This window comes from Morganella morganii (assembly GCF_041099235.1).
GTDB classification, from domain to species: Bacteria; Pseudomonadota; Gammaproteobacteria; order Enterobacterales; family Enterobacteriaceae; genus Morganella; species Morganella morganii_E.
The window spans coordinates 192,640-219,550 of record NZ_JBFZSO010000007.1 but is presented as its reverse complement, the minus strand read 5'-3'; the positions used below and the strand labels follow the sequence as shown (position 1 = coordinate 219,550).

Annotated in this window: 25 protein-coding genes; 7 read left to right on the top strand and 18 right to left on the bottom strand. The window is 52.1% G+C overall.

The window, feature by feature from the left end:
- Window positions 1-116: 116 nt before the first annotated feature.
- On the bottom strand, window positions 117-698 hold the full coding sequence (gmhB, locus tag AB7038_RS13420; protein WP_072872110.1) for a D-glycero-beta-D-manno-heptose 1,7-bisphosphate 7-phosphatase: 582 nt from the start codon (window positions 696-698) through the stop codon (window positions 117-119).
- Between the two features lie 170 nt (window positions 699-868).
- Between gmhB and metN the strand changes: the two genes are divergently transcribed.
- The 6 genes from metN to proS all read left to right on the top strand — a co-directional run bounded on the left by metN (window position 869) and on the right by proS (window position 6,546).
- Window positions 869-1,903: a methionine ABC transporter ATP-binding protein MetN gene (gene metN / locus AB7038_RS13415; protein WP_369453473.1), complete on the top strand. Its 1,035-nt coding sequence runs from the start codon at window positions 869-871 to the stop codon at window positions 1,901-1,903.
- Window positions 1,896-2,549, top strand: a complete 654-nt coding sequence (locus AB7038_RS13410; RefSeq protein WP_004242237.1) for a methionine ABC transporter permease MetI — start codon at window positions 1,896-1,898, stop codon at window positions 2,547-2,549. The genes metN and AB7038_RS13410 overlap by 8 nt, the downstream gene beginning before the upstream one ends.
- Window positions 2,550-2,608: 59 nt before the next feature.
- The gene (locus AB7038_RS13405) at window positions 2,609-3,424 is read left to right on the top strand and encodes a MetQ/NlpA family lipoprotein (protein WP_025153738.1); all 816 of its coding nucleotides are present in this window, start codon (window positions 2,609-2,611) and stop codon (window positions 3,422-3,424) included.
- Between the two features lie 180 nt (window positions 3,425-3,604).
- On the top strand, window positions 3,605-4,015 hold the full coding sequence (rcsF, locus tag AB7038_RS13400; RefSeq protein ID WP_024474940.1) for an Rcs stress response system protein RcsF: 411 nt from the start codon (window positions 3,605-3,607) through the stop codon (window positions 4,013-4,015).
- A complete protein-coding gene (gene tsaA / locus AB7038_RS13395; protein ID WP_214271568.1) occupies window positions 4,008-4,715 on the top strand; it encodes a tRNA (N6-threonylcarbamoyladenosine(37)-N6)-methyltransferase TrmO in 708 nt (235 codons plus the stop codon). The genes rcsF and tsaA overlap by 8 nt, the downstream gene beginning before the upstream one ends.
- A gap of 109 nt (window positions 4,716-4,824) precedes the next feature.
- Window positions 4,825-6,546: a proline--tRNA ligase gene (proS, locus tag AB7038_RS13390; protein WP_368889727.1), complete on the top strand. Its 1,722-nt coding sequence runs from the start codon at window positions 4,825-4,827 to the stop codon at window positions 6,544-6,546.
- Window positions 6,547-6,618: 72 nt separating this feature from the next.
- On the opposite strand, the gene nlpE is transcribed toward proS, so the two are convergent.
- A complete protein-coding gene (gene nlpE / locus AB7038_RS13385; RefSeq protein WP_004237242.1) occupies window positions 6,619-7,278 on the bottom strand; it encodes an envelope stress response activation lipoprotein NlpE in 660 nt (219 codons plus the stop codon).
- A 267-nt stretch (window positions 7,279-7,545) separates the two neighbouring features.
- Here nlpE and rof point away from each other — a divergent pair, with 267 nt between their 5' ends.
- A complete protein-coding gene (gene rof / locus AB7038_RS13380; protein WP_004237241.1) occupies window positions 7,546-7,812 on the top strand; it encodes a Rho-binding antiterminator in 267 nt (88 codons plus the stop codon).
- Here rof and tilS read toward each other — a convergent pair.
- From tilS to pyrH, 16 genes are all read right to left on the bottom strand, one after another.
- The gene (tilS, locus tag AB7038_RS13375) at window positions 7,790-9,172 is read right to left on the bottom strand and encodes a tRNA lysidine(34) synthetase TilS (protein ID WP_369453472.1); all 1,383 of its coding nucleotides are present in this window, start codon (window positions 9,170-9,172) and stop codon (window positions 7,790-7,792) included. The two genes, rof and tilS, sit on opposite strands and share 23 nt — an antisense overlap.
- Before the next feature lie 9 nt (window positions 9,173-9,181).
- Window positions 9,182-10,141, bottom strand: a complete 960-nt coding sequence (gene accA, locus AB7038_RS13370) for an acetyl-CoA carboxylase carboxyl transferase subunit alpha (protein ID WP_004237239.1) — start codon at window positions 10,139-10,141, stop codon at window positions 9,182-9,184.
- Window positions 10,142-10,153: 12 nt separating this feature from the next.
- Window positions 10,154-13,633, bottom strand: coding sequence for a DNA polymerase III subunit alpha (dnaE, locus tag AB7038_RS13365; RefSeq protein ID WP_369453471.1), 3,480 nt, complete (start codon window positions 13,631-13,633; stop codon window positions 10,154-10,156).
- A gap of 10 nt (window positions 13,634-13,643) precedes the next feature.
- A complete protein-coding gene (gene rnhB / locus AB7038_RS13360; RefSeq protein ID WP_262883678.1) occupies window positions 13,644-14,240 on the bottom strand; it encodes a ribonuclease HII in 597 nt (198 codons plus the stop codon).
- The gene (lpxB, locus tag AB7038_RS13355; protein WP_369453470.1) at window positions 14,240-15,394 is read right to left on the bottom strand and encodes a lipid-A-disaccharide synthase; all 1,155 of its coding nucleotides are present in this window, start codon (window positions 15,392-15,394) and stop codon (window positions 14,240-14,242) included. Before lpxB ends, rnhB begins: the two co-directional genes overlap by 1 nt.
- A 14-nt stretch (window positions 15,395-15,408) precedes the next feature.
- A complete protein-coding gene (gene lpxA, locus AB7038_RS13350; protein ID WP_004237235.1) occupies window positions 15,409-16,200 on the bottom strand; it encodes an acyl-ACP--UDP-N-acetylglucosamine O-acyltransferase in 792 nt (263 codons plus the stop codon).
- A 3-nt stretch (window positions 16,201-16,203) separates the two neighbouring features.
- Window positions 16,204-16,656 (bottom strand): 3-hydroxyacyl-ACP dehydratase FabZ, encoded by a 453-nt coding sequence (gene fabZ, locus AB7038_RS13345; protein ID WP_004237234.1) that lies wholly within the window; start codon window positions 16,654-16,656, stop codon window positions 16,204-16,206.
- Between the two features lie 103 nt (window positions 16,657-16,759).
- Window positions 16,760-17,788 (bottom strand): UDP-3-O-(3-hydroxymyristoyl)glucosamine N-acyltransferase, encoded by a 1,029-nt coding sequence (gene lpxD / locus AB7038_RS13340; RefSeq protein ID WP_015422461.1) that lies wholly within the window; start codon window positions 17,786-17,788, stop codon window positions 16,760-16,762.
- A 3-nt stretch (window positions 17,789-17,791) separates the two neighbouring features.
- The gene (locus AB7038_RS13335; RefSeq protein WP_004242223.1) at window positions 17,792-18,292 is read right to left on the bottom strand and encodes an OmpH family outer membrane protein; all 501 of its coding nucleotides are present in this window, start codon (window positions 18,290-18,292) and stop codon (window positions 17,792-17,794) included.
- 111 nt (window positions 18,293-18,403) lie between these two features.
- Window positions 18,404-20,800, bottom strand: a complete 2,397-nt coding sequence (bamA, locus tag AB7038_RS13330) for an outer membrane protein assembly factor BamA (protein WP_368889731.1) — start codon at window positions 20,798-20,800, stop codon at window positions 18,404-18,406.
- 41 nt (window positions 20,801-20,841) lie between these two features.
- A complete protein-coding gene (rseP, locus tag AB7038_RS13325; protein ID WP_368889732.1) occupies window positions 20,842-22,197 on the bottom strand; it encodes a sigma E protease regulator RseP in 1,356 nt (451 codons plus the stop codon).
- A gap of 26 nt (window positions 22,198-22,223) precedes the next feature.
- A complete protein-coding gene (gene cdsA, locus AB7038_RS13320) occupies window positions 22,224-23,081 on the bottom strand; it encodes a phosphatidate cytidylyltransferase (protein WP_349418957.1) in 858 nt (285 codons plus the stop codon).
- Complete coding sequence (gene uppS, locus AB7038_RS13315; RefSeq protein WP_004237228.1) at window positions 23,074-23,787, bottom strand: polyprenyl diphosphate synthase; 714 nt, start codon at window positions 23,785-23,787, stop codon at window positions 23,074-23,076. Before uppS ends, cdsA begins: the two co-directional genes overlap by 8 nt.
- A gap of 265 nt (window positions 23,788-24,052) precedes the next feature.
- On the bottom strand, window positions 24,053-25,249 hold the full coding sequence (gene ispC, locus AB7038_RS13310) for a 1-deoxy-D-xylulose-5-phosphate reductoisomerase (RefSeq protein WP_369453469.1): 1,197 nt from the start codon (window positions 25,247-25,249) through the stop codon (window positions 24,053-24,055).
- A gap of 155 nt (window positions 25,250-25,404) precedes the next feature.
- On the bottom strand, window positions 25,405-25,962 hold the full coding sequence (gene frr, locus AB7038_RS13305; protein WP_004242216.1) for a ribosome recycling factor: 558 nt from the start codon (window positions 25,960-25,962) through the stop codon (window positions 25,405-25,407).
- A 118-nt stretch (window positions 25,963-26,080) separates the two neighbouring features.
- The gene (gene pyrH, locus AB7038_RS13300; RefSeq protein WP_015422460.1) at window positions 26,081-26,809 is read right to left on the bottom strand and encodes a UMP kinase; all 729 of its coding nucleotides are present in this window, start codon (window positions 26,807-26,809) and stop codon (window positions 26,081-26,083) included.
- Between the last annotated feature and the right edge of the window lie 102 nt (window positions 26,810-26,911).

Below are 26,911 nucleotides of genomic sequence, written 5' to 3'. Positions count from 1 at the left end.
ACCGCTTGTCAGCGTGTTGTTCCGTGTCAGTGGTGGCGCATTATAGACACTCGCTGAGATCACGCAAGTGTTTATTTCAACTTTTTTTCTGTTTGCAGATAAAACACCCAATCGGGTTACTTTTTAGGTGATTTTGCGCTTTTTTGTACGGGTTTCAGCAGTGCAGGTAAATCCGCGATACTGTTAATCACAATATCTGCCGCCGCTTCAGCGTCTTCCGTTACCGGTTTACCGGTGCGTACTAATACGGTTGTACCCACTTCGGCAGCCCGTCCGGCCAGCATGTCGTCGAGCTTATCCCCTACCATATAAGAGTTACTCATATCGATCTTCAGGAATTTCTGTGCATCCAGCAGCATACCCGGCGCCGGTTTACGGCAGTTGCACTCCTGACGAAACTCTTCGACAGTCCCTTCCGGATGATGAGGACAATAATAGATACCGTCCAGATCAACGCCGCGATCCGCCAGAGACCAGTCCATCCACTCTGTCAGATGCATAAACTGATCTTCGGTAAACATACCGCGGGCGATACCCGACTGATTTGTGACTATGATTAAAGCGTAGCCCATCTGCTTGATGGCCTGCATTGCTTCAATCGCGTTCTCTATAAACTGAAAATCATCAATCTCATGGAGATAGCCGGTATCTACGTTAATGGTGCCGTCTCTGTCCAGAAATACTGCGGGGATACCCATGGTTACACTCTTAGTCCGTCATCAATAATGTATTTAGTATCGCTTATTTGATACGGAATGAGAATGCGGCCTGATAACTAAATCCTGTTGACTTAGCCGTCCAGACATCTTAACATCCGAAAATCATCTGGTGAACAACCAGTTTCACGTAACAAGGTAATAATAATTACATGATAAAGCTGACGAATATAAATAAGGTTTTTCAGCAGGGTCATCGCGAAATACAGGCACTTTCTGATATTAACCTGCACGTCCCGCAAGGACAGATTTACGGTGTGATTGGTGCTTCCGGCGCCGGGAAAAGTACGCTTATCCGCTGTGTGAATATGCTGGAACGGCCGACATCCGGACAGGTACTCGTCGGCGGCCGTGACCTCACTAAGATGAACGATAAAGAGTTAACCCGTGCCCGTCGCGGCATCGGAATGATTTTTCAGCACTTTAACCTGCTGTCTTCCCGTACTGTTTTCGGGAACATCGCGCTGCCGCTGGAACTGGATCGCGTACCGGCAGCGGAAATTGAAAAACGGGTTGTGAAGCTGCTTGACCTGGTCGGTCTGTCTGACAAACGGGATGTTTATCCGGCAAATCTGTCCGGTGGTCAGAAACAGCGTGTGGCTATCGCCCGCGCACTGGCAAACGAACCAGAGGTGTTACTGTGTGATGAAGCCACCAGCGCCCTGGATCCGGCAACCACCCGTTCGATTCTGGAACTGCTGAAAGACATCAACCGCCGGCTGGAGTTAACTATCCTGCTGATCACCCATGAGATGGATGTGGTGAAACGCATCTGTGACCAGGTGGCGGTTATCAGCGGCGGACAGCTGATTGAGCAGAATACGGTAAGTGAAGTGTTCTCTCATCCGAAAACGCCGGTGGCACAGGCCTTTATTGAATCCACGCTGCACCTGGATGTGCCGGAAGATTATCTGGCACGCCTGAAACCGGAACCGGCGGAAGGCCTGGGGCCGCTGCTGAAACTGGAGTTTGGTGGTCAGTCTGTCGATGCGCCGCTGATCTCGATTGCATCACGCAAATTCAATATTGATATCAGCATTCTGAGTTCTCAGATGGATTATGCGGGCGGTGTGAAATTTGGTGTCATGCTGGCAGAACTGGACGGCAACAGCCCGCAGGATGTTGAAGCGGCCATTGATTTTCTGAAAGAACACCACGTAAAAACAGAGGTTCTCGGTTATGTCTGAAGGAATGATTTTACTGTTAGTTAAAGGCATCTGGGAAACCCTGGTCATGACATTTGCATCCGGTTTTCTGGGATTTTTAATCGGCCTGCCGGTGGGGGTACTGCTGTATATCACCCGTTCGGGGCAAATTGCGGATAATAAAAGCCTGTACCGGACCCTGTCCGTGCTGGTCAATATCTTCCGCGCGATTCCGTTCATTATCTTACTGGTATGGATGATTCCGTTTACCCGGTTAGTCGTCGGTACATCTATCGGGTTACAGGCCGCCATTGTGCCGCTGACTGTCGGCGCTGCACCGTTTATTGCCCGTATGGTGGAAAACGCCTTGCTGGAGATCCCGTCAGGACTGATTGAAGCATCACGGGCAATGGGTGCCACACCATTACAGATTGTCAGCAAGATCCTGCTGCCGGAAGCATTACCGGGACTGATCAATGCCGCGACCATTACGCTGATCACACTTGTGGGTTACTCCGCAATGGGTGGTGCTGTCGGTGCAGGCGGGTTAGGTCAGATTGGTTATCAGTATGGTTATGTCGGATATAACGCAGTCGTTATGAATACGGTATTGGCATTGCTGGTTGTTTTGGTCTTTATTATTCAGGTATGTGGTGATCGTCTGGTTAAGGCCGTTACCCACAAATAAGACTCTCCCCGCGCCGCACTGACTGCGAACGCGTATTAAACAGAACGAGGAAAGAAAAGATGGCTTTTAAATTAAAATCGCTTGTCGTTGCCGGTGCTTTGCTGGGTTCATTAGTGCTGGCGGGTTGCGGACAGAATGAAAAAGATCCGAAAAGTATCAAAGTCGGCGTGATCGTCGGAGCTGAACAGCAGGTGGCGGAAGTGGCGAAAAAAGTCGCCAAAGACAAATACGGCCTGAATGTGGAACTGGTCACGTTCAACGACTACGTCATGCCGAACGAAGCTCTCAGCCGTGGTGATATCGATCTGAACGCATTCCAGCACAAGCCGTATCTGGATCAGCAAATTAAAGACCGTAACTACAAATTAACAACAGTGGGCAATACCTTTGTTTATCCGATTGCCGGTTATTCAAAGAAAATCAAATCACTGGATGAGTTACAGGACGGCGCACAGGTTGCTCTGCCGAATGACCCGACTAACCTCGGCCGTTCACTGCTGTTATTACAGAAGCAGGGATTAATCAAACTGAAAGAAGGCACCGGTCTGCTGCCGACCGTGCTTGATGTGGTTGAAAACCCGAAAGGTCTGAAACTGATCGAACTGGAAGCCCCGCAGCTGCCGCGTTCACTGGATGATAATAAGATCGACCTGGCTGTGATCAACACCACTTACGCCAGCCAGATCAACTTAACCCCGTCCAAAGACGGTTTATTTGTCGAAGATAAAGATTCACCTTACGTCAACATTATTGTCTCCCGTGAAGATAATAAAGACAGCGAAGCGGTGAAAGAGTTTGTTCAGGCATATCAGTCAGATGAAGTCTTTAATGAAGCAGATAAAGTCTTCAACGGCGGTGCGGTGAAAGGCTGGTAAAAGACCGGGAATTCAGAATAACTGCTAAGTTCTTTTATCTTTAATCAAAGAATATTACACTGAGGGTGAACAATTGTTCACCCTTTTTATTTTGTTATAATCATTAAATGTTCAGCATATAAATAATAATATTTCACCTGCCATTGCTTTCTGTTTTGTGCAGCCAGAGGATCTCTTTTCATGCGAGTGCTTATTATCAGCCTGCTTGCTCTTCTCATCGCGGGATGTTCTTTCCGTCAGAGCCATTCTGAGCAGGAACAAGCGCAATACGCCGATATGCGGCTGAAAAAACCGGCCGGTAAAAAAGCCAAATCAACATCCGCAGCATCACGCGTCAAACTCTATCTCCATCCGGAAGAACTGCTGGGTAAACCTTTCCGTGACCTTGGCGTGGTTTTGGGTCAGAATTGCCGGGAAGCGGCAAACCCTGCACAGTCCGGTATTCCGGCAGCCCGTAAGCAAATGCTGTACCGGGCCGGAAAACTGAAAGCAGATGCCGTGTTACTCCACCAGTGTGCCGTGAACCCCGCGCAGGGTTGTAAGCAGCTGGCGGTATGCGAAGGTACTGCGATTAAGGTTGATGATGTCTGAGTTTTCATTTTCGCCCGTGGGGTTTATCCGCTCACCGTGGCAGGAAAAATTTGCGATTCCGCGCCAGCCGGGGCTGGTTGAGGATGGTACCGGGGAACTGCACTTTGTGGCTCCCTATAATCACGCCGACTGTGTGCGCGGACTGGAACAGTTCAGTCACGTATGGGTCATCTTTGTTTTCCATGATATTCCTGCCGGCAGCTGGCGTCCGCTGGTACGTCCGCCGCGCCTTGGCGGTAATGCCAAAATGGGTGTGTTTGCCACCCGCTCCACCTTCCGCCCGAATCCAATCGGGATGTCGCTGGTTGAACTGAAAAAAGTCTGTTACGACGGCGATACGGCGTATCTCTCCCTCGGCAGCCTGGATCTGCTTAACGGCACACCGGTGCTGGATATCAAACCCTATCTGCCCTATGCTGAATCCGTACCCGGCGCACTGGCCGGTTTTGCGCAGGAAGAGCCGCCTGCCGATATGCCGGTCGTATTCAGTACTGCGGCACAGCAATTCATAACGGCTCAGGCCGCACAATATCCTGATTTGGCGCGTTTTATCACTCAGGTACTGGCGCAGGATCCGCGTCCGGCGTATAAAAAACAACAGGCTGACGATAAAATCTATGCGGTCCATCTGCTGGATTTAAATGTCCGCTGGCATATCCGTGACGGCGTGACCGAAGTCATCAGTCTGGAAAAACGCTAAACCCCTTTTGGGGCGCGGCAGTCACTGGTAAACTGTCAGGCTTAATTTCACTTCTGCGCAGAATACCTCTGCGATAAGACATGTTTGTCGTTCTAATGGAACCTAAATAATGCGTACTACCCAATATCTGCTCTCTACTCTGAAAGAGACCCCTGCTGACGCCGAAGTGGTCAGTCATCAGCTGATGCTGCGCGCCGGGATGATCCGTAAACTTGCTTCAGGTCTGTACAACTGGATGCCGACCGGTGTCCGCGTATTACGCAAAGTTGAAAAAATCGTACGTGAAGAGATGGAAAATGCCGGTTCACTGGAAATCTCCATGCCGGTGGTTCAGCCCGCAGATTTATGGCTGGAGAGCGGACGCTGGGAACAGTACGGTCCGGAGCTGCTCCGTATCACCGACCGCGGCGATCGCCAGTTTGTGCTGGGTCCGACGCACGAAGAAGTGGTCACGGACATCATCCGTAACGAAGTGACATCTTACAAACAGCTGCCGCTGAATGTGTTCCAGATCCAGACCAAATTCCGTGATGAAGTCCGTCCGCGTTTTGGTGTGATGCGCTCCCGTGAATTTATCATGAAAGATGCGTACTCTTTCCACCTGACCCAGGATTCACTGCAGGAAACGTACGATACGATGTATCAGGCGTACAGTAAAATCTTCAATCGTATCGGTCTGGATTTCCGTGCAGTAATGGCAGATACCGGTTCTATCGGCGGAAGTGCATCCCACGAGTTCCAGGTCCTGGCACAGAGCGGCGAAGATGATGTGATTTTCTCCTCTGAGTCCGATTACGCCGCCAATATTGAACTGGCGGAAGCGGTCTGCAACATTACTGAGCGCCCTGCGCCGCAGAAAGCAATGGAACTGGTTGATACACCAAACGCGAAAACCATCGCGGAGCTGGTCGAACAGTTTAATCTGCCGGTTGAGAAAACCGTCAAAACCCTGATTGTTCACGGCAGCAAAGAGAGCGGCCACAAACTGGTTGCACTGCTGGTGCGCGGTGATCACGAACTCAACGAAGTGAAAGCAGAAAAACACCCGCTGGTTGCTGCTCCGCTGGAGTTCGCGACAGAAGAAGAGATCCGTGCAGTCGTGAATGCAGGCCCGGGTTCACTGGGGCCGGTGAATCTGCCGCTGCCGGTAGTCGCTGATCGTACCGTTGCCATGATGAGTGATTTCGGTGCCGGTGCCAATATCGACGGTAAACACTATTTCGGTATCAACTGGGAGCGTGATGCTGCTCTGCCGGAAGTGGCGGATATCCGTAATGTGGTCGCCGGTGACCCGAGCCCGGACGGCAAAGGCACGCTGATGATCAAGCGCGGGATTGAAGTCGGTCATATCTTCCAGCTCGGTAAAAAATATTCCGAAGCACTGAAAGCGACAGTTCAGAACGAAGCCGGTCACAACGAAGTGGTCTTTATGGGTTGCTACGGTATCGGGGTGACCCGTATTGTCGCGGCAGCGATTGAGCAGAACTTCGATGATCGCGGGATTATCTGGCCGGATGCGATTGCACCGTTCCAGGTTGCTCTGCTGCCGATGAATATGCACAAATCTTACCGCGTGAAAGAAGTAGCGGAAAAACTCTACGCTGACCTGACCGCTCAGGGCATTGAAGTGATCTTTGATGACCGTAAAGAGCGTCCGGGTGTGATGTTTGCTGATATGGAACTGATGGGGATCCCGCATACCATCGTTATCGGTGATCGCAACCTCGACAGCGGTGTGGTGGAATACAAATACCGCCGCAGCGAAGATAAATCCCTGATCGCGCTGGACGATGTTGTCAGTGTGCTGAAAGAGAAAATCATCACTGCCTGATTATCAGTGCTGTGAATACAAAAAGGCTGAACATCTGTTCAGCCTTTTTTATATCTGCGGGATTCAGAGAACTTACTGACAGCCGCGTGATTTATCCAGTACGGATTTACCGGTCTGGATCAGTGCCTGATCAAACTGGCCATCTTCCATGGACGGACGGATGGTGTAATACCCCTCCACTTCCAGATAGACAGGTTTACCGCCTTCAACACCCAGCTTACCGTAACCCTGCTCTAAGCCGATATTGCCCGGTACCGCGTAAACCACGCCGGTCTGGCAATCTTTAAAGGTTGCCGCATCTGCCATATAGCGGTATTCACCTTTCAGCTGTACCGGTTTCACCATTTTCAGGGTGTAATTCAGATCCGATTTAACCGGATTGCCGTCGATATCCAGCATCACCAGCGATTTATCCTGCGGATCATAGTAAGCACGCTGCCCGGCGGTATCGGTCAGGCGCAGTTTCTCACCGTCTTTCGCCCAGGTCCCGGTTTCAAAGAAGGTCTGGTTGCCGTCGCGGGTTTCCAGATAAGTGCGCTGCATAACATAGGTGCCGTCACCTTCCAGTAAAACGGTCACATCCATGCCGGAGCAATCGGCACACGGAACCACACCATTATAGGCACGGTCAAGAACATGGACTTCCGGCGTTGGTGGCACAACCACTGTCGAACTACAGGCCGTAATGCTGAAAATGCCTGCCGCCAATAAGAGTTTTGTCAGATTTTTCATGTTTCCCCCTGAACATCAGATGCGGTAATGTTAGCAAAATGATTGTCAGTTTTTGTATATTCACGCGCTTTCAGACAATTACGCATTTTTATTTTTAAATTGGCAATGATTTTATTCAAAACAGTGATAAACAATATGTTTTGCCGACAATAAAATGTAATCAGTAATAGCCAATATGATAACTATGATATAGTCTGCTGGGAGCGATGAGGCTATTTGAATAACCATCCGCGGATGATACCGCAAGCGAAAGTATGGTGAGGGAATATGTCTGCAGAAAACGAATATCAACCAATTAATTGTGATGACTATGACAACCTCGAACTGGCCTGCCAGCATCATATGGTACTGGAAGTGACCTTACAGGGGGGCGATGTTCTGACAGGAAAAGCGACCGATTTGGTGCTCCGGAAGAAAGTGGAATACCTCGTTGTTACGATTGACAACGAACTGCGGGAGCTTCGTCTGGACTCGATTGTCAGCTTCAGTCATCCCGAACTGGGAACAGTGGTTATTGATCACTCACCGTCCTGAATAACTCTGCAACCCCGTCCGCGGGGTTGCTTTTCTCCTGCATAATCATCAGTTTTGCCTCATCCGCTTTGCCCTCTTTCGTGACAAATACCCCGACCGCCGCTATCAGCGTATCGTTGTACCAGAGCAGCGGTGTGCGTTCGCGCAACCAGGGCGCAACGCCGGACTCCTGCCACAGCTTTTTGGCTGACCGCCCGCGATCACGACCGCAGATATGATAATGCCCCTGCAAACCAAACCGGACCGCCACCTGTTCATCCGGGCGCGGCGGACGCACCACAGAAACTCTGTCCGGAGAAGTGACCGCTTCCGCCACCCGTAAAATCCCGGCATCATCCGGCAATAACAATGCAGAGTGCAGATCCCACGGCAGACAGTATTCTGATAATCCGGCTGTTTTTTCTGTTACATACAATTTGTTCTGATAACGGCGGATAGTGACCGGTTTCAGATAATAGCCCGGTTCCGCATCAGGTTTCGCCAGTGCCACTTCCTGCCAGAGCAGAGCCAGCTGGTGCTGTGACGGCATCTGCACACCACAGTGCTTCAGCCAGCGGCGCAGTACAGCATTACGTTTTGCCGTCCCTGCGCTGAGCAGCGGGATAAAAGACAACCCGTTATCAGCATCTGTTAACTGCATAAGCTCCGGCAGCAGCAATTCATCCAGCAGGGCTTCCTGCTCACCGCAAAGTGCAGCACTGCGGGAAACCGCCTGAGCAAAGTGCGGCCAGCGGGCATTCAGTTGCGGTAATACCGCATGACGCAGAAAGTTGCGGTCATAACGGCGATCCTGGTTACTGTCATCCTCGACCCAGGATAGTTGATGATAGTGCGCATACTGTTCGAGCTGAGCACGGCTGAAGGAGAGTAACGGACGGATCAGCGGATTGGCACCGAATGCCATCTGTTCCGGCATAGCAGAGAGACCGGCAGGGCCGCTGCCGCGTTTTAAGGCAAGAAAAAAGGTTTCGCTCTGATCATCCAGATGCTGCGCGGTTACCAGCGCCTCATCGGTGGCGATGACTTCGCGGAAAGCCTGATAGCGGGCATCTCTGGCGGCAGCTTCGATCCCTTTTTTGCGGGGATCCACCTGCACGCGGCACACCTGAAACGGAACAGAGAGTGAGCCGCAGAATGTCCGGCAGTGTTCTGCCCAGTCATCTGCCAGCGGGTTTAATCCGTGATGAATGTAGACTGCCCGCAACCGCAGCGCCGGGCGCTCAGTGGTCTGCCACTGCCGCAGAGCATGCAGCAGGACAACGGAATCAAGCCCGCCGCTCAGTCCCGCCAGGATTGCCTGCTGAGAGGCAAACACACGGCGGAACACGGCAGACAGTGATTCACAAAAGGCAGTATCCACAACCGGTTATCAGCAGTAGCCGTAGCTCATCAGGCGCTCATAGCGGCGATTAGCCAGAGACTCGCTGTCCAGTTTATCCAGCTCTTCCAGATCAGACAGGATCTGTGCTTTCAGGGATGCGGCAACCGCTTCATAATCACGGTGCGCGCCGCCCAGCGGCTCAGGGATCACATTGTCGATCAGTTTCAGCTCTTTCAGACGCGGTGCAGTGATACCCATCGCTTCTGCGGCGATCGGCGCTTTATCGGCACTTTTCCACAGAATCGAGGCACAGCCTTCCGGTGAAATAACAGAGTAAGTGCTGTATTGCAGCATATTCACTTTGTCGCCCACTGCAATTGCCAGTGCACCGCCGGAACCGCCTTCCCCGACCACGGTGCAGACAGTCGGTACTTTCAGACGGGACATTTCACGCAGGTTACGGGCAATCGCCTCGGACTGGCCGCGCTCTTCCGCGCCCACGCCCGGATAGGCCCCCGGAGTGTCGATAAAGGTGATCACCGGCAGATTAAAGCGCTCTGCCAATTCCATCAGACGCAGGGCTTTGCGGTAACCTTCCGGTGCCGGCATGCCGAAGTTACGGCGGATTTTCTCTTTGGTTTCACGGCCTTTCTGATGGCCGATAATCATCACCGGACGACCGTCCAGACGGGCAATCCCGCCGACAATCGCTTTGTCATCCGCATATGCACGGTCGCCTGCCAGTTCCTGAAAATCGGTAAAGATCAGTTTGACGTAATCCAGGGTATACGGACGACGCGGATGGCGTGCCAGCTGAGCAATCTGCCAGGCACCCAGGTCAGCGAAAATCTTACGTGTCAGTTCCAGACTCTTCGCCCGTAAGCGTTCAACTTCTTCGTCAAGATTGATATCGAGTGATTCATCCTGGCGGCTGACCGCGGTCAGCGAATCAATTTTCGCCTCTAACTCGGCAATCGGCTGTTCAAAATCCAGAAAATTAAGACTCATAATGTTCCTATTTTAGTCAAATTCTAATTCTACCTGCTCATTACCCAGCAGAGTCCGCAGATCCGTCAGAAGGGTATCGGTCGGGGTGACCCGCCAGGTGGCACCGAAACGCATCCGCGCTCTGGCATCGTCCTTCTGGTAATAAAGGTGAACCGGTATTGTCCCGGAGCGGTGCGGTTCAAGGGCACCGCGCAGCCGGTGCAGCAGTTGTTCGTCAATTTGCCCGTCCGTGAGCGAGATAGCAAGCCCGCGCGCATATTTTTCGCGTGCTTCACTGATATCCAGCAGCTCCCTGACCACCATTTTAAGCCCGCCGCTGAAATCATCAAAGCTGACCTGCCCGGAAGCGATCAGAATACGATCCTGTTCGAGCAGATGCTGGTAACGTTCCAGTGCATCGGAAAATAGCATAATTTCCAGCCGGCCGGAACGATCATCGAGGGTACAGACACCAATCCGGTTTCCCCGTTTGGTGGTGATCACCTTGGAAGCCAGCACCAGACCGACGACCGTGGTCATCTGACCGCGCGGTGTCGGGTTAACATCTTTCAGACGTAAACCATGAGTATAGCGTTCAATTTCCTTCAGATAACGGTTTATCGGATGTCCGGTAAGATACAGTCCGAGTGTTTCCCGTTCCCCTTCAAGGATAATTTCATCCTGCCATTTCGGAATATTGGCATAAGAGCGCTCTACCTGCTCCGGTGCTTCCGCCAGTACCCCGAACATATCCGCCTGACCAATAGCTTCCGCTTTGGCGTGCTGATCCGCGGCTTTCAGCGCATCCTCCAGTGAGGACATCAGCGCAGCGCGGTGCGGCCCCAGACGGTCAAACGCGCCGGACATAATGAGTTTTTCCATTACGCGGCGGTTCAGTTTTTTGGTATCCGTGCGGGCACACAAATCAAAAATATCCTTGAAATACCCGTCCTTACGGGCTTCCAGAATTGCTTCGATCGGGCCTTCGCCGACACCTTTAATCGCACCGATACCATAGACTATCTCACCTTCATCATTGACATGGAAGTGATACAGTCCGCTGTTGATATCCGGCGGCAGGACTTTCAGCCCCATCCGCCAGCATTCATCCACCAGCCCGACGACTTTTTCGGTGTTATCCATATCCGCCGTCATCACGGCAGCCATAAATTCCGCCGGATAATGTGCTTTCAGCCACAGTGTCTGATAGGAAACCAGTGCATAAGCAGCGGAGTGAGATTTGTTAAATCCGTAACCGGCGAACTTTTCCACCAGGTCAAAGATTTTCATGGACAGTTCGGCATCCACGCCGTTTTTGACTGCGCCCTCTTCAAATACCGAGCGCTGTTTTGCCATCTCTTCCGGCTTTTTCTTACCCATTGCACGGCGCAGCATATCCGCGCCGCCCAGGGTATAGCCCGCCAGCACCTGGGCAATCTGCATCACCTGTTCCTGATAGAGGATGATGCCGTACGTCGGTTCCAGTACCGGCTGCAGGGATTCATGCTGCCATTCCACATCCGGGTAAGAGATAGCCTCACGTCCGTGTTTACGGTCGATAAAGTTATCCACCATGCCCGACTGCAGCGGGCCGGGACGGAACAGCGCCACCAGGGCTATCATGTCTTCAAAGCTGTCCGGACGCAGACGTTTGATCAAATCTTTCATACCGCGGGATTCAAGCTGGAAAACCGCTGTGGTTTCCGAGCGTTGCAGCATATCGAAGCTTTTCTGATCGTCGAGCGGGATAGCCGCGATATCCACCGGCGGCTTGCCTTTTTTCTCATTGCGCGGGTTAATCATGCCCAGCGCCCAGTCAATAATCGTCAGTGTGCGCAGACCGAGGAAGTCAAACTTCACCAGACCGGCATATTCCACGTCGTTTTTATCAAACTGTGTGACCGGGTTATTTCCTTCCGGGTCGCAGTAAAGCGGCGCGAAATCAGTAATTTTTGTCGGCGCGATCACCACACCACCGGCGTGTTTACCGGCGTTACGCGTTACCCCTTCCAGGATACGCGCCATGTCGATCAGCGCCCTGACTTCCTCATCGGCTTCATACACCTCGCCGAGCTGCGGCTCTGCCGCAAAGGCTTTTTCCAGTGTCATACCGGGATCCGGCGGCACCAGTTTGGAAATTCTGTCAACAAACCCGTACGGATGCCCCAGCACACGACCGACATCACGGATCACCGCTTTTGCCGCCATGGTACCGAAGGTAATAATCTGGGAAACGGCATCACGCCCGTACATCTCTGCCACGTGATCAATCACGCGGTCGCGTTTTTCCATACAGAAATCGACGTCGAAGTCAGGCATGGAAACACGTTCCGGGTTCAGGAAGCGTTCGAACAGGAGATCGAACTCCAGCGGATCCAGGTCAGTGATTTTCAGGGAGTACGCCACCAGTGAACCGGCACCGGAACCACGTCCCGGCCCTACCGGCACATTGTTATCCTTCGACCACTGGATAAACTCCATCACGATCAGGAAGTAGCCGGGGAAGCCCATCTGGTTAATCACTTTCAGTTCGATATCCAGACGTTCGTCATATTCCGGGCGGCGCTGCGCACGCACTTCCGGATCCGGGAACAGGAACGCCAGGCGCTCCTCCAGTCCCTCTTGCGAGCGTTTGACCAGATAATCTTCCGTGCTCATATCCCCGGTCGGGAACTGCGGCAGGAAATACTCGCCGAGACGGATAGTGACGTTACAACGCTTAGCAATTTCGACGCTGTTCTGCAGTGCTTCCGGGATATCGGCGAACAACTCGCACATCTCGTCCTCACTGCGCAGATATTGCTGAGGGCTGTAGAGCTTCGGACGTTTCGGGTCCGCTAATGTATAACCGTCATGAATAGCAACGCGTATTTCATGGGCGTCAAAATCTTCACTGCTGATAAAGCGGACATCATTGGTCGCCACCACCGGCAGGGATTTCTCCGTTGCCAGCTGTACCGCAGCATGCAGATAGCTTTCCTCATCCTGGCGACCGGTACGGATAAGCTCCAGATAGAAGCTGTCCGGGAAGTGGGTCTGCCAGAATTCCAGCGCCTGCTCCACCAGGACATGATTACCGCGCAGCAGAAACTTACCGACATCCCCCTTGCGCCCGCCGGAGAGAATAATCAGCCCTTCTTTATGATTAACCAGCCAGTCGCGCTGAATGGTCGGCCCCAGTGAACCGTAGCCTTTCTGATAGGCTTCAGAGATAAGCAGGGTCAGGTTCTGATAACCGGTATTATTGCGTGCCAGAATCGTGAGTGATGCCGGTTCGTCACCCAGCAGCTCACTTTCCATCAGGAAGTCCGCACCGACAATCGGTTTCACCCCGGCGCCGTGCGCACTGCCGTAAAATTTCACCAGTCCGCACAGGTTAGTGAAGTCCGTAATCGCCATCGCCGGCATATTCATCGACGCCACTTTTTTGACCAGCGGACCGGTTTTCGCCAGTCCGTCAATCATGGAATAGTCGCTGTGAATATTAAGATGAATAAAACGCGGTTCCGCCATTACGCCATCCTCACTGACTGATACCGGCCAGCGCGCGGCGGACCGGGCCAAAACTGGTTCGGTGATGCTCTGTCACCCCATACTGTGCCAGCATCTCAAGATGCAGCGCCGTCGGGTAACCTTTGTGTTTTGCAAATCCGTACTGCGGGAATTGTTTATCCAGCTCCGCCATTTCGCGATCCCGCGTGACTTTTGCCAGTATCGATGCCGCACTGATTTCAGGTACCAGCCCGTCGCCCTTGATCACTGCCTGAGCAGGGACACCAAAATCCGGCGCTTTGTTGCCGTCCACCAGCACAAAACCCGGACGCACCGGTAACCCGGCAACCGCCCGCTGCATCGCCAGGAATGTGGCCTGCAAAATATTGATTTGATCAATTTCAGCCGCTTCAGCGCGGCCTATGCTCCAGTACAGTGCCTTTTCCTGAATTTCAGCAAACAGGCGCTCACGTTTTTTCTCCGTGAGCTTTTTGGAATCCGCCAGACCGTCGATCGGGTTCTGCGGATCAAGAATAACGGCAGCGGTTACCACCGCGCCGACCAGCGGCCCGCGGCCGACTTCATCGACACCGGCAATCAGTGCCGCGTCCGGATAAACAAAATCCATTAATTACTCGCTATATCTGATACGGCCTGTGCCGCCTGATTATCCGCATCAAGACGGATCTTCTGATGGAGTTCCAGGAAGGTTTCTCTGAGTTTATCCACGGCTTCACCGCCCTGCAACAGCGGCAGCAGTGCATTTGCCAGCAGATCACTGCGGCACTCATCCTGTAACAGTTCCGGCACGATTTCGCGCCCTGCCAGCAGATTCGGCAATGACACATACGGGGTTTTGACCAGCCGTTTCGCCAGCCAGAACGTGAACGGCTTCATGCGGTAGCCCACGACCATCGGGCATTTCGCCAGCATACATTCCAGTGCTGCCGTACCTGATGCCAGCAATGCGGCATCCGAGGCAATCATGGCATCACGGGCATGGCCATCAAGCAGATGCACATCCAGTTCAGGCGCAATTTCCTGTTTGATAGCTTCAAACTCGGCCCGGCGTTTCGCATTCACCAGCGGCACCACAATCTGTAAATCCGGCAGCGATTGCCGCAGCAATTGCGCGGTTTTCAGGAAGTCGTCGCTGAGCATCGACACTTCCGCGTGACGGCTGCCCGGCAGTATTGCCAGACACGGCGCGGACGGATCCAGCCCCAGCGCATCACGGGCAGCGGCTTTATCCGGCTGTAACGGCAGTGCATCCGCCATGGTATGGCCGATAAAGCGGCACGGCACATTGTATTTATCGTAAAATGCTTTTTCGAACGGCAGGAAAGCCAGCACCAAATTGGTCGCTTTGGCGATTTTAAAGACCCGCTTCTGCCGCCACGCCCAGACTGACGGGCTGACATAGTGGATCGTTTTGATCCCGGAAGATTTTAACCGTCCTTCCAGGGTGATATTGAAATCCGGCGCATCAATGCCGACAAAAACATCCGGCTTCAGTTCACGGAAACGGCGGGTGAGATCACGGCGGATGGAGAGCAGACGCGGCAGACGACCCAGCACTTCCACAATGCCCATCACGGCCAGCTCTTCCATTTCATACCAGGTTTCACAGCCTTCCGCCTGCATCAGCGGACCGGCAACCCCGGTGAAACGAACATCCGGATATTTTTCTTTCAGTGCGCGCATTAAACCTGCGCCGAGAATATCGCCGGAGGTTTCTCCGGCGACAATACCTATCGTGAGCGGACGAGGTGATACCGACATGGCAGCCCCCGCAATTACGGACGGATGATCCCGCGTTCAGCGGTATCCAGGAAGTCAGCGAAGGTTTTTACATGGACATTTTCTTTCGCCAGTTCAGCTAACTGCACTTTGGCTTCTGCCAGCGTCAGATTACTGCGGTACAGAACCTTATACGCATTCTGTAACGCACTGATATCGTCTTTATCAAAACCACGGCGTTTGAGACCGATAGCATTGAGGCCGAAGGCGGTCACATGGTTACCCTGCGCGATTAAGAACGGCGGAATATCCTGTGCCACACCGGAACAGCCGCCGACCATCACGTGCTCACCGATACGGCAGAACTGATGAACAGCCGATAAGCCACCCAGGATGACATAATCATCCAGCGTGACATGACCCGCCAGGGTTCCGTTGTTGGCAATGATGCAATGGTTGCCGATCACACAGTCGTGAGCAACATGGGCATTGATCATCAGCAGGTTGTCGTTACCGATACGGGTAACGCCGGTATCCTGCGCGGTGCCGCGATGAATAGTCACACTTTCGCGGATACGGTTACGATCACCGATCTCTACGCGGGTCGGTTCACCTTTGTATTTCAGATCCTGGTTTATCTCACCAATGGAGGCAAACTGGAAAATCTGGTTATCACGACCAATTTTGGTATGACCATTAATCACAACATGGGACTTGATTTCAGTCCCTTCACCGATCTCAACATCCGCACCAATACAGCAGAAAGGACCGATGGTGACATTGGCACCAATAACGGCGCCGTCTTCGATAATGGAAGACGGGTGGATCCGGGCGGTTTTATCGATCATTTATTACCCCTCACGGCGGCGTGCACACATCATGGTAGCTTCGCAGGCAACTTCTCCGTCAACTTTCGCAACACCCGTGAAACGGGCAACGCCACGGCGTTCCTTATGGAAAGTCACTTCGAGGATCATCTGGTCTCCCGGCAGTACCGGGCGTTTAAAGCGACAGTCATCGATGGCAGCAAAATAATACAGTTCGCCCGGCTCTAATTTACCGAGGCTTTTGAACGCCAGAATGCCGGTGGCCTGCGCCATCGCTTCCAGAATCAGAACGCCCGGGAAAATCGGTTTGCCCGGGAAGTGCCCCTGGAAAAACGGCTCATTGAACGATACGTTTTTCACGGCACGTAAAAATTTACCTTCTTCAAAATCCAGCACGCGATCCACTAACAAGAACGGATACCGGTGCGGAAGAAGCTCTAAAATTTCATCAATTTTGAGAGTATGGTTGTCACTCATCAGAATACTCTTCCTGTCTATTTGTCATATGTCTTATTAATAACACGGCCTGCTATACCCGTCACGCGGTTAGCAGGCCGCAAAAATACCGCAAAATGCGCTGTTATTTATCGTCGTTATCCAACTGCCGTTCGACCGCCTTGAGGCGTTTATTCATTTCGCTGATGTTCATTACCAGCGCGGCAGTTTTACGCCATGTTTTATTTGGCTGTAACGGAATACCGGAGGAGTATACACCCGGTTCGGTGATAGGCCGCATTACCATGCCCATGCCTGTCACGACGACGCGATCGCAGATTTCCATATGACCATTAATGACGCTTGCTCCGCCAATCATACAGTTGCGGCCGATTTTCAGGCTCCCGGCCATAATCACACCACCGGCTACTGCGGTGTTGTCGCCGATTATGACGTTATGGGCAATCTGGCACTGGTTATCAATGATAACACCGTTACCGATTACCGTATTTTCTAATGCACCACGGTCGATAGTGGTACAGGAGCCGATTTCAACCCGGTCACCGATAATGACGGAACCCAGCTGAGGGATTTTAACCCACTGACCGCGATCGTTGGCATAACCGAATCCGTCCGCACCGATAACAGTGTTGGAATGAACCAGGCAACCTTCGCCAATCACAATCCCGTGGTACACGGTGACATTGGCCCAGATACGGGTTTTGGCACCGATGGTGGTATTTTTGCCGACAAAAGATCCTGCGCCGATGATAACATCGTCACCCAGAACCACGCCGGACTCAATGACAGCATTCGCACCGACCGACACATTTGCCCCGAGAGAGGCTGACGGGTCAATCACGGCAGACGGATGGATATTCTCAGCCGGAGCCGGTGTGGTATCCATAATCTGCGCCATATGCGCATACGCCAGGTACGGGTCTTTCACCACAAGGGCGGCGACCTGACAAAACGGTAAATCGTCTTCACGCAATACCACAGCACCCGCCTGACAACCGGCCAGTTTTTCCCGGTAACGGGCATCAGACAGAAAGGTAATTTGCCCGCTGTTTGCTGAATGCATAGGCGCGATACCGGTGATGACGAGATCGCCATCACCGTGTAACGTTGCATTCAACTGCTGAGCGAGATCAGCTAATCGAATGGAAGACATTAATTATTTAACCTGTTTCAGAACGTCAGCAGTGATATCAATGCCGGAAACAGAGTAAGCAACTGCGTTAGCATCGATCACAACGTCATATCCGCCTTTTGAAGCAACAGATTTCACTGCATCTTCAACACGCTTCATGACTTTGTTGCGTTCTTCCATCTGACGTTTCTGGAAATCCTGGTCAAATGCCTGGGCTTTTTTCGCGAAGTCAGCACGTTTGGTGTCGAATTCACCTGCCAGTTTCTGACGCTCGCTGTCTTTCATGGTCGCGCCGTCTTTCTGCAGTTTCTGAGCACGGGTCTGCAGATCTTTTTCTAAACTCTGCAGTTCAGTACCACGGCTTTTGAATTCGCTTTCCAGTTGTTTTGCTGCCGCTTCACGGCCCGGCATTTTCTGGACAACTTCACCGATATTGACAACCGCGATCTTGTCAGCAGCCTGAGCAGCACCGGCAGACATCGCTAATACCATACCCACGCTGGCAGCAGTTAATAACTTTTTCACAATAAAACCCCTTTAAACACCATTTACTGGTTGGATATTAAACCCAATGGTAAAGATTCCCTTTGCACACTGAGCGTACTGGTTATTACGTATGGTAACTCTGTACTGCAATTACCAGGTCTTACCGATATTAAACTGGAACTGTTCTGTCCGGTCACCCTGGTAGTCTTTGATTGGCTTCGCATACGAGAAGACCAATGGTCCGAGCGGAGAAATCCACTGGAACGCGACACCGGTGGAAACACGGATGTTCCCTGCTTTACTGTAATCAGGAATACCATACTTCTGCATAAGCTCAGTATTGTCCCAATTGGTATCCCACACTGTACCGGCATCCACAAAGAGTGATGTGCGGACAGAATTCGTGTATTTTTCGTCGATAAACGGTGTCGGTGTGATCAGTTCCATACTGGCCACTGCCATCGCGTTACCCCCGATAGCATCACGGGACGGGCTGTCGCCGCGTAACTTATCGGATGACCCGTCATAATAGACTGCTTTCGGACCAATAGTATTCGAGCGGAAACCACGGACGGTACCGGAACCACCGGCATAGAAGTTCTCATAGAACGGCAGTTCTTTGCCGCCGAGACCATCACCGAAGCCTAAACGACCGCGTCCCATCACAACCCAGCTACCGTTTTCATCAATCGGGTAGTAACCGGTGGTATCAGCGATCAGTTTATAGTATTCGTTATCAGAACCCGGAACCGTGACTTTCGCACTCACGGTGGATTTCACACCGGAGGTCGGGAAGTAACCACGGTCGAGGTTGTTATAAACCCAGGCAGTTGTCAGCGTGAAGTCATCGGCACGGAATTCTGCGCGATCTTTATAGTTCGGTGTTTCACCCATTGAGTGCAGATAGCGCCACATATTAACCTGTGGTTCCATACGTGACAGGGTGTTATGCACATAACCCAGACCTAAACGGAGAGAGTTATTTTCGTTGATCGGGAAGCCGAGCGTTCCGTCCACACCATAAGTTTTGTTGGTGTAACCGGACAAGTCCGCATCATCCGCACGGAAGTCGTTGTAGAAAATACGGCCGCCGAGACTCACACCATCAACCGTGAAGAACGGGTCAGTCAGTGACAATTCCGCGTACGTTGAGTAGTCGTTCTTACTGGCGTTCGCACCAACCTGATAACCGGTACCTAACCAGTTATCCTGGGTGACACCCACCTGGAAGCTGACGCCGCTCTCAGTACCGAAGCCCACACCAAAGTTCAGGGAACCGGTGTTACGCTCTTTGACTTTATAAACGACATCGACCTGGTCCGGCACACCCGGCACACGCTGGGTTTCCACCTCAACGGTTTCAAAGTAACCGGTACGGTTCAGACGCTCTTTACCGGCTTCAACCAGATCGTTACCCAGCCATGCCCCTTCCATCTGACGCATTTCACGGCGCAGAACGGAGTCTTTACTCACGTCGTTACCGGCGAAACGGATCTGGCGGACATAGAAACGGTTACCGGCATCCACATTCACATGCAGAACCACGGTTTTATCGGCTTCATTAATTTCCGGCTGGGTCATGACGCGCGGATACGCATAGCCGTAACGGCCGAGCATATTTTTGACATCATTCTCCATTTTGGTGACCTGAGCACCATTATAGAGTGAACCCGGCTCAATGGCGGTCAGCTCGGTGATTTCAGCGGAGTGACCGGCCGTTTCCCCCGCAACCTGAACCCCGGCAATCTGATACTGATCGCCCTCGGTCACGTTGACGGTGATATAGATACCTTTTTTGTCCGGCGTCAGGCTGACCTGAGTCGAATCAATATTGAATTTCGCGTAACCGCGATCCAGATAGAAACTGCGCAGGGTTTCAAGGTCACCGGCCAGTTTCTGTTTCTGGTATTTCTGGTCAGCCGCCAGGTTCCACCACGGTACATCATCACGCAGCTGGAAACGGTTAACCAGTTCAGCTGTGGTAAACTGAGTGTTACCGACGATATTGATTTGCTGAATAGTCGCGGATACACCTTCCGCAAAGACGAATTTCACATCAATACGGTTGCGCGGCAGTGGTGTGACAACGGCTTTTACCGTTGCGTTATACTTACCGACACTGTGATAGAAATCTTCCAGCCCCTTTTCAATGTTTGACAGCATCGTCCGGTCAAGGGCTTCCCCGACGCGGATACGGGATGCTTCCAGGTTCTGTTTGAGCATATCGTCCTTCACGGATTTGTTACCCGAGAAGGTGATATTTGCAATGGTCGGACGTTCCTTCACCTGAACCAGCAGTACATTACCTTCACGCAGGACGCGGACATCTTCAAAGTTACCCGTCGCGAACAGTGCGCGAATGGTACGTCCGATATCCTCATCACTGGCCGTGTCTCCGACACGGACAGGCATGTTCAGTAATGCAGCACCAACGGCGACGCGCTGAAGACCTTCAAACTGAATGTCCTGAACCACGAATCCGTCTGAACCGTATGCAGTGAAGCTGCCAAGCAGCAGCGACGCTATGAGCAACTTTTTCATCGCCATCGTTGTTATGCGTTTTCCTTACCGGTCCCGGTCTTCCTTAATCAGAAGCGGGAGAAATCATTGAAAAGTGCAAGCCCCATCAACAGTACCAGTGCCATTACACCAATACGATAACTGAAGTCTTGTACACGCTCAGACACCGGCCCGCCTTTTATCTTCTCGATAAGCAGGAATAACAGGTGTCCACCATCTAAAACTGGCAGCGGGAACAGATTTATGATCCCTAAATTGACGCTGATGAGCGCCAGAAACATCAGATAATACACTAAGCCGGAATCGGCGGAAATACCGGCACCTTTCGCAATCGATACCGGACCGCTGAGATTATTCAGTTTTACATCACCGGTCACCAGCTTGCCGATCATTTTCACGGTCAGATTCATTAACTGCCAGGTTTTCCCGGTCGCCTCAGCGACCGCTTCCACCGGCCCGTACTGATGTTCCGTAATATACTGCGGGTCGAGCGGAATAACCTTTAATTCGACACCGGCAAAACCAATTTGTTTACTGCCGCCGCTGTTTTTTATCTCCGGTGTGAGAGGCATATTAATATGTTCTCCGCCCCGCTCAATCAGTAAATCGAGCGTTTTACCGGGACTATTACGTACAAAGAGCGTAAACGGCTGCCAGACCGTAAGCGGCTCCCCGCTTACTTTAACGATCCTGTCCCCCGGTTGTAAACCGGCTTTTTCAGCAGGCCCCCCGGGCGTCAGTGCATTAATCTCATTACTGACCTTTGCGGACACCGGCATGATACCCAGAGACAGGACAGCATCCTGTTTTTCCGGATCAAATTTCCAGCGGGTGAGATCCAGGCGTTTTTCCGCCGGGGCTGACCCCGGTTCCGGAATCACATTCAGAACGGTAAAATCATCGCCGATTTTACTGATCATCGCCATCCGCACACTATTCCAGTCAGGCGTTTCGATGCCGTCAACGGCATTTAGTTCCATCCCGGGCAAAATATTTGCCTGTTCTGCGACCGATCCCGCGCGGATATCCGCCACGACCGGGCGAACCGCCGGCACGCCGATCATAAACACAATCCAGTACGCCACGATAGCTAACAGAAAGTTAGCAACAGGCCCGGCACTGACCACTGCCGCCCGCTGGCCGACGGTTTTGTTATTAAACGCCTGATGACGGCGCTCCGGTGCTACCGGTGCCACGCGCTCATCCAGCATTTTGACATAGCCGCCGAGCGGGATCATTGCGATGACAAATTCTGTCCCGTGTTTGTCTGTACGCCGCCAGAGTGCTTTGCCGAAACCGACGGAGAATCGTTCGACAAAAATACCGCAGCGCCGGGCCACCCAAAAGTGCCCGAACTCATGTACGGTAACCAAAATCCCCAGCGCGATAACAAACGCGGCTGAGTTCCAGATAAAAGTCATCATGCGTTTTCTGTCTGCTCCCGGAGTGCTTAAAAGCCGGAGAATACTAACAGGATCAGACCGGCAAATACCGGTACTGCCGCGGTCAGGCTGTCAATGCGATCCATCACGCCGCCATGCCCCGGGATCAGCTGACTGCTGTCCTTCACGCCGGACTGACGTTTAAACATGCTTTCGGTCAGATCACCGAACACGGAAATCAGAACCACAATCACTGACACAATAATCAGATTTTCCGGCAGTGTCTGTAACGGCGAATAGTGGCTGAACAGCCAGGACACCAGCCCGGCGGTAATCAGGCCACCGGCCAGACCTTCCAGGGTTTTCCCCGGCGAGACACGCGGTGCCATTTTGTGTTTGCCCAGCAAACGGCCGAAGGCATACGCCCCGGAATCTGCTGCCCAGACCAGCAGCATGACATACAGCAGCCACCAGGCTCCCTGATACACATCACCACCCGCATATCCCTGGTTGCGCAGTACCATCATGCCGCTGTAAAACGGAACAATGGTCACCACACCGAAGATCAGGCGGATAATCACAGAATCTTTCCACAGCGCGGCGGATTTCGGGAAACTGATCACCAGCAGCACCGCGCAGATCCACCAGACCAGCGCCGCCCACAGGCTGACCTGTACAGCAGCATCCGCCATCAGGTTATTCATATCCAGTGTCAACTGCCACGCAGCCAGACCGGCGGCAAATACGACACCGGTGACAATACGCTGTCCGGCACCTTTCAGACCGGCAAACTGCGCCCATTCCCAGCCGGCCAGACCACATACGGCAATCACCACCCAGCCGAAATGCTGTGGCGCGAGCATAAACATCGCCAGCAGTACCAGCGGAATTAAAATAATGGCAGTAATTAGACGGTACTTAAGCAACATTTCCTCCCGGAGCCTGCTCAGACTGATCATCAGGTGTGGTTCCGCCGAAACGGCGCTCACGCTGTGTAAAAGAAGTCACCGCATCGCTGAATGCGTTTTCATCAAAGTCAGGCCACAGCACTTCTGTAAAATAAAATTCGGCGTACGCAACCTGCCAGAGCAGGAAGTTACTGATACGGTGCTCACCACCGGTGCGGATCACGAGATCAATCGGCGGCTGGTCATGCAGCGAGATATGACGGCTGATATCCTGTTCGCTGACATCTTCAGCGGACAATTCCCCGCGCTGCACCTGTGCTATCACCTGCTTCACACTGTGGGTGATATCCCAGCGCCCGCCGTAGTTGGCGGCGATATTCAGCTGTAAACCGGTGTTATTGGCGGTCAGCACCTGACCGCGGCGGATACGCTCCTGCAGACGCGGACTGAACCGGCTGATATCACCGATGACGGATAATCTGACATTGTGTTTGTGCAGGCTTTTGACTTCGTTGTCCAGCGCAAAGACAAACAACTCCATCAGTGAGTGGACTTCCTGTTCAGGACGGTTCCAGTTTTCACTGCTGAAGGCATAAAGTGTCAGGGATTTTATCTGGTTTTTGATGGCAAAACTGACCGAACTGCGGACCGATTTGATCCCTGCGCGATGGCCGGAAACCCGCAATTTTCCGCGTTTTTTTGCCCAGCGGCCGTTGCCGTCCATAATAATGGCGACATGCTGAGGTCCCGGCTTTTCTGAGGCATTTTCACTGGATACTGTCACGCAAGTTAATCCTTTGAGGTATCGGTTAATACATGGCGTCAGACACAAAAACACCGTGCAGGTTCACGGTGTTGTCTCTGTTTGTCAGTGATAGCGTCATGGTGTTATTAACCGGTCATTAAAAATCTGATTTACAGAAATCGCAACGCTGAACTATATCACTTGCGCTATTCACCGACAAACGCAACCCGTTAATATAAATTAATTACTTCGCGATTTTTCCGATTGATTTACGGGTCAGTTCCCGCGCCTGTTTATCAATAATAAGGACATCATCAATTGACTGAGGTTCCGTGAACCGGTGATTTTCCACTACCATACGGTTTATTTGCGCGATATCTGTGAAACGGATTCTGTTTTGTAAAAATGCCTGCACGGTTTCTTCATTCGCTGCATTCATTGCCGTGGTTGCCGCCTGCCCGTCATCACAGGCTTCAATTGCCAGTTTCAGGCACGGGTAACGGTTATAATCCGGCTCAGTGAATGTCAGGCCGCCCATACGGGTAAAATCAAGTCGTTCAGCCCCGGCAGTGATACGGCCCGGATAACTCATGGAATAGCTGATCGGGGTGCGCATATCCGGGGTGCCCAGTTGCGCGATGATACTCCCGTCAGTATAGCGGACCATGGAGTGGATCACCGACTGCGGATGCACTATCACTTCCATTTGTTTTGCTGATGCATTAAAGAAATAACGTGCCTCAATATATTCAAGGCCCTTATTCATCATCGTGGCGGAATCCACGGAAATTTTACGTCCCATTGACCAGTTCGGGTGTGCACAAGCCTGATCCGGCGTCATATTTGCCAGTTCAGATAAGGTGGTTTCGCGGAACGGGCCGCCGGAGCCGGTCAGGATAATGGAATCAATACCTTCGGCAGTCAGGTCAGCATGCCCGAGAGATAACTGCACGCCGGTCGGCAGGGACTGGAAAATCGCATTGTGTTCGCTGTCGATAGGAAACAGTTCAGCGCGGCTGGTGCTCATGGCGGCAAAAAACAGACGCCCGCTGGTGATCAGCGCTTCTTTGTTTGCCAGCAGAATACGCTTGTCCGCACGGATAGCCGCGAGGGTCGGCAGCAGCCCGGCCACACCGGTAATGGCAGCCATTACCTGATCCACTTCATCAAGCTGAACCACTTCACAGATAGCGGCACTGCCGCTGAGCACTTCGGTTGCACTGCCGTGGAGTTTCAGCTGAATGCGCAATTCACCGGCAGCCACTTCGTCGGATAACACCGCATAGCGGGGTTTAAATTCCAGACACTGTTCAAACATCGTCTGAACATTTTTCCCGGCTGCCAGAACCACTGCACGGAACAGATCCGGGTGCTGACGAATAACCGAGAGTGTGTTTTTACCGATAGATCCTGTGGATCCGAGAATTGCCAAACCTTTCATGATAAATGCTCAATGTTACTTTATCGTTATTTCGAATCGCAAAAGTATAGCACTTTGGTCAACAGAGGGTGAGAAGTCATTTCCGCAACTGATAAGTAAAAAAATAGTGCCTGAGGGCACTATTTTTATATGTTCTGTTCAGCACAGCATCCGGATCAGAATTCCATCAGCTCTTTTTCTTTTGCTGCCAGTGCATCATCGATTTTTTTGATAAACAGGTCAGTCATTTTCTGAACGTCGTCCTGGGAACGGCGGTCATCATCTTCACTGATTTCTTTGTCTTTCAGCAGTGCTTTAACTTTATCGTTCGCATCACGGCGGACGTTACGCACAGCAATACGACCCTGTTCAGCGTCACCGCGGACGACTTTGATCAGGTCTTTACGACGTTCTTCAGTCAGTGCAGGAAGCGGAACACGGATAACCGTACCGGCAGATGACGGGTTTAAACCGAGGTCAGAGGCCATAATCGCTTTTTCGATAGCCGGTGACATGGAACGGTCAAACACAGTGATAGCCAGGGTGCGTGAATCTTCCGCAACCACGTTAGCTAACTGACGCAGCGGAGTCGGTGTACCGTAATATTCAACAACGATACCGTCCAGCAGGCTCGGGGAAGCACGGCCGGTGCGCACTTTACTGATTTGGGATTTCAGCGACTCGACGCATTTTTCCATGCGTTCCTGCGCGTCTTTCTGGATTTCATTAATCACGTTATGAGTCCTTGGAAACGGGTAATTTTTCAGACCGTGCCTGTCGCGCGGCCCGCATTATAATTTTGGCGAATCGATTTATAAATGATACCGTCAAATTCCGCCGGTGTCCCGGCGTTTAGTCACGCGAAATCAAGGTACCTTCGTTCTCGCCCATCACGACACGGCGTAATGCGCCGGGTTTATTCATGTTGAAAACACGGATTGGCAGATTATGGTCACGGGCCAGGGTAAAGGCCGCCAGATCCATCACTTTCAGTTCGCGTTCCAGCACATCCTGATAGTTGAGTTTTTCATACAGCACCGCATCCGGGTCTTTGGCCGGATCGGCTGAGTAAACACCATCCACTTTTGTGGCTTTCAGTACCACATCCGCTTCAATTTCGATCCCGCGCAGACAGGCCGCAGAATCCGTGGTAAAGAATGGGTTGCCTGTTCCGGCAGAAAAAATAACCACACGACCGTGACGTAAAAGACTGATTGCCTCAGCCCAGCTGTAATTGTCACAAACGCCGTTGAGCGGAATCGCAGACATCAGCCGCGCATTCACATAAGCGCGATGAAGTGCATCACGCATTGCCAGACCGTTCATCACGGTTGCCAGCATACCCATATGGTCACCGACAACGCGGTTCATACCGGCTTCGGCCAGGCCTGCGCCGCGAAACAGATTGCCCCCGCCAATAACGACACCGACCTGAATCTGCAGTTCAACCAGTTCCTTAATTTCCTGCGCCATACGGTCAAGTACAGTCGCATCAATTCCGAAACCTTCATTCCCTTGTAAAGCCTCGCCACTGAGCTTCAGCAGAATACGTTGATAAACAGGTTTTGCATTGGTAGCCATGGTGTTCTGTCCTAAACAGATGAATTTATTGCCAGAGATACCCGGACGGATGCCCGGATGATAAACAGGGGTACTGCAGATAAAACAGAACCGCCTTCCGGC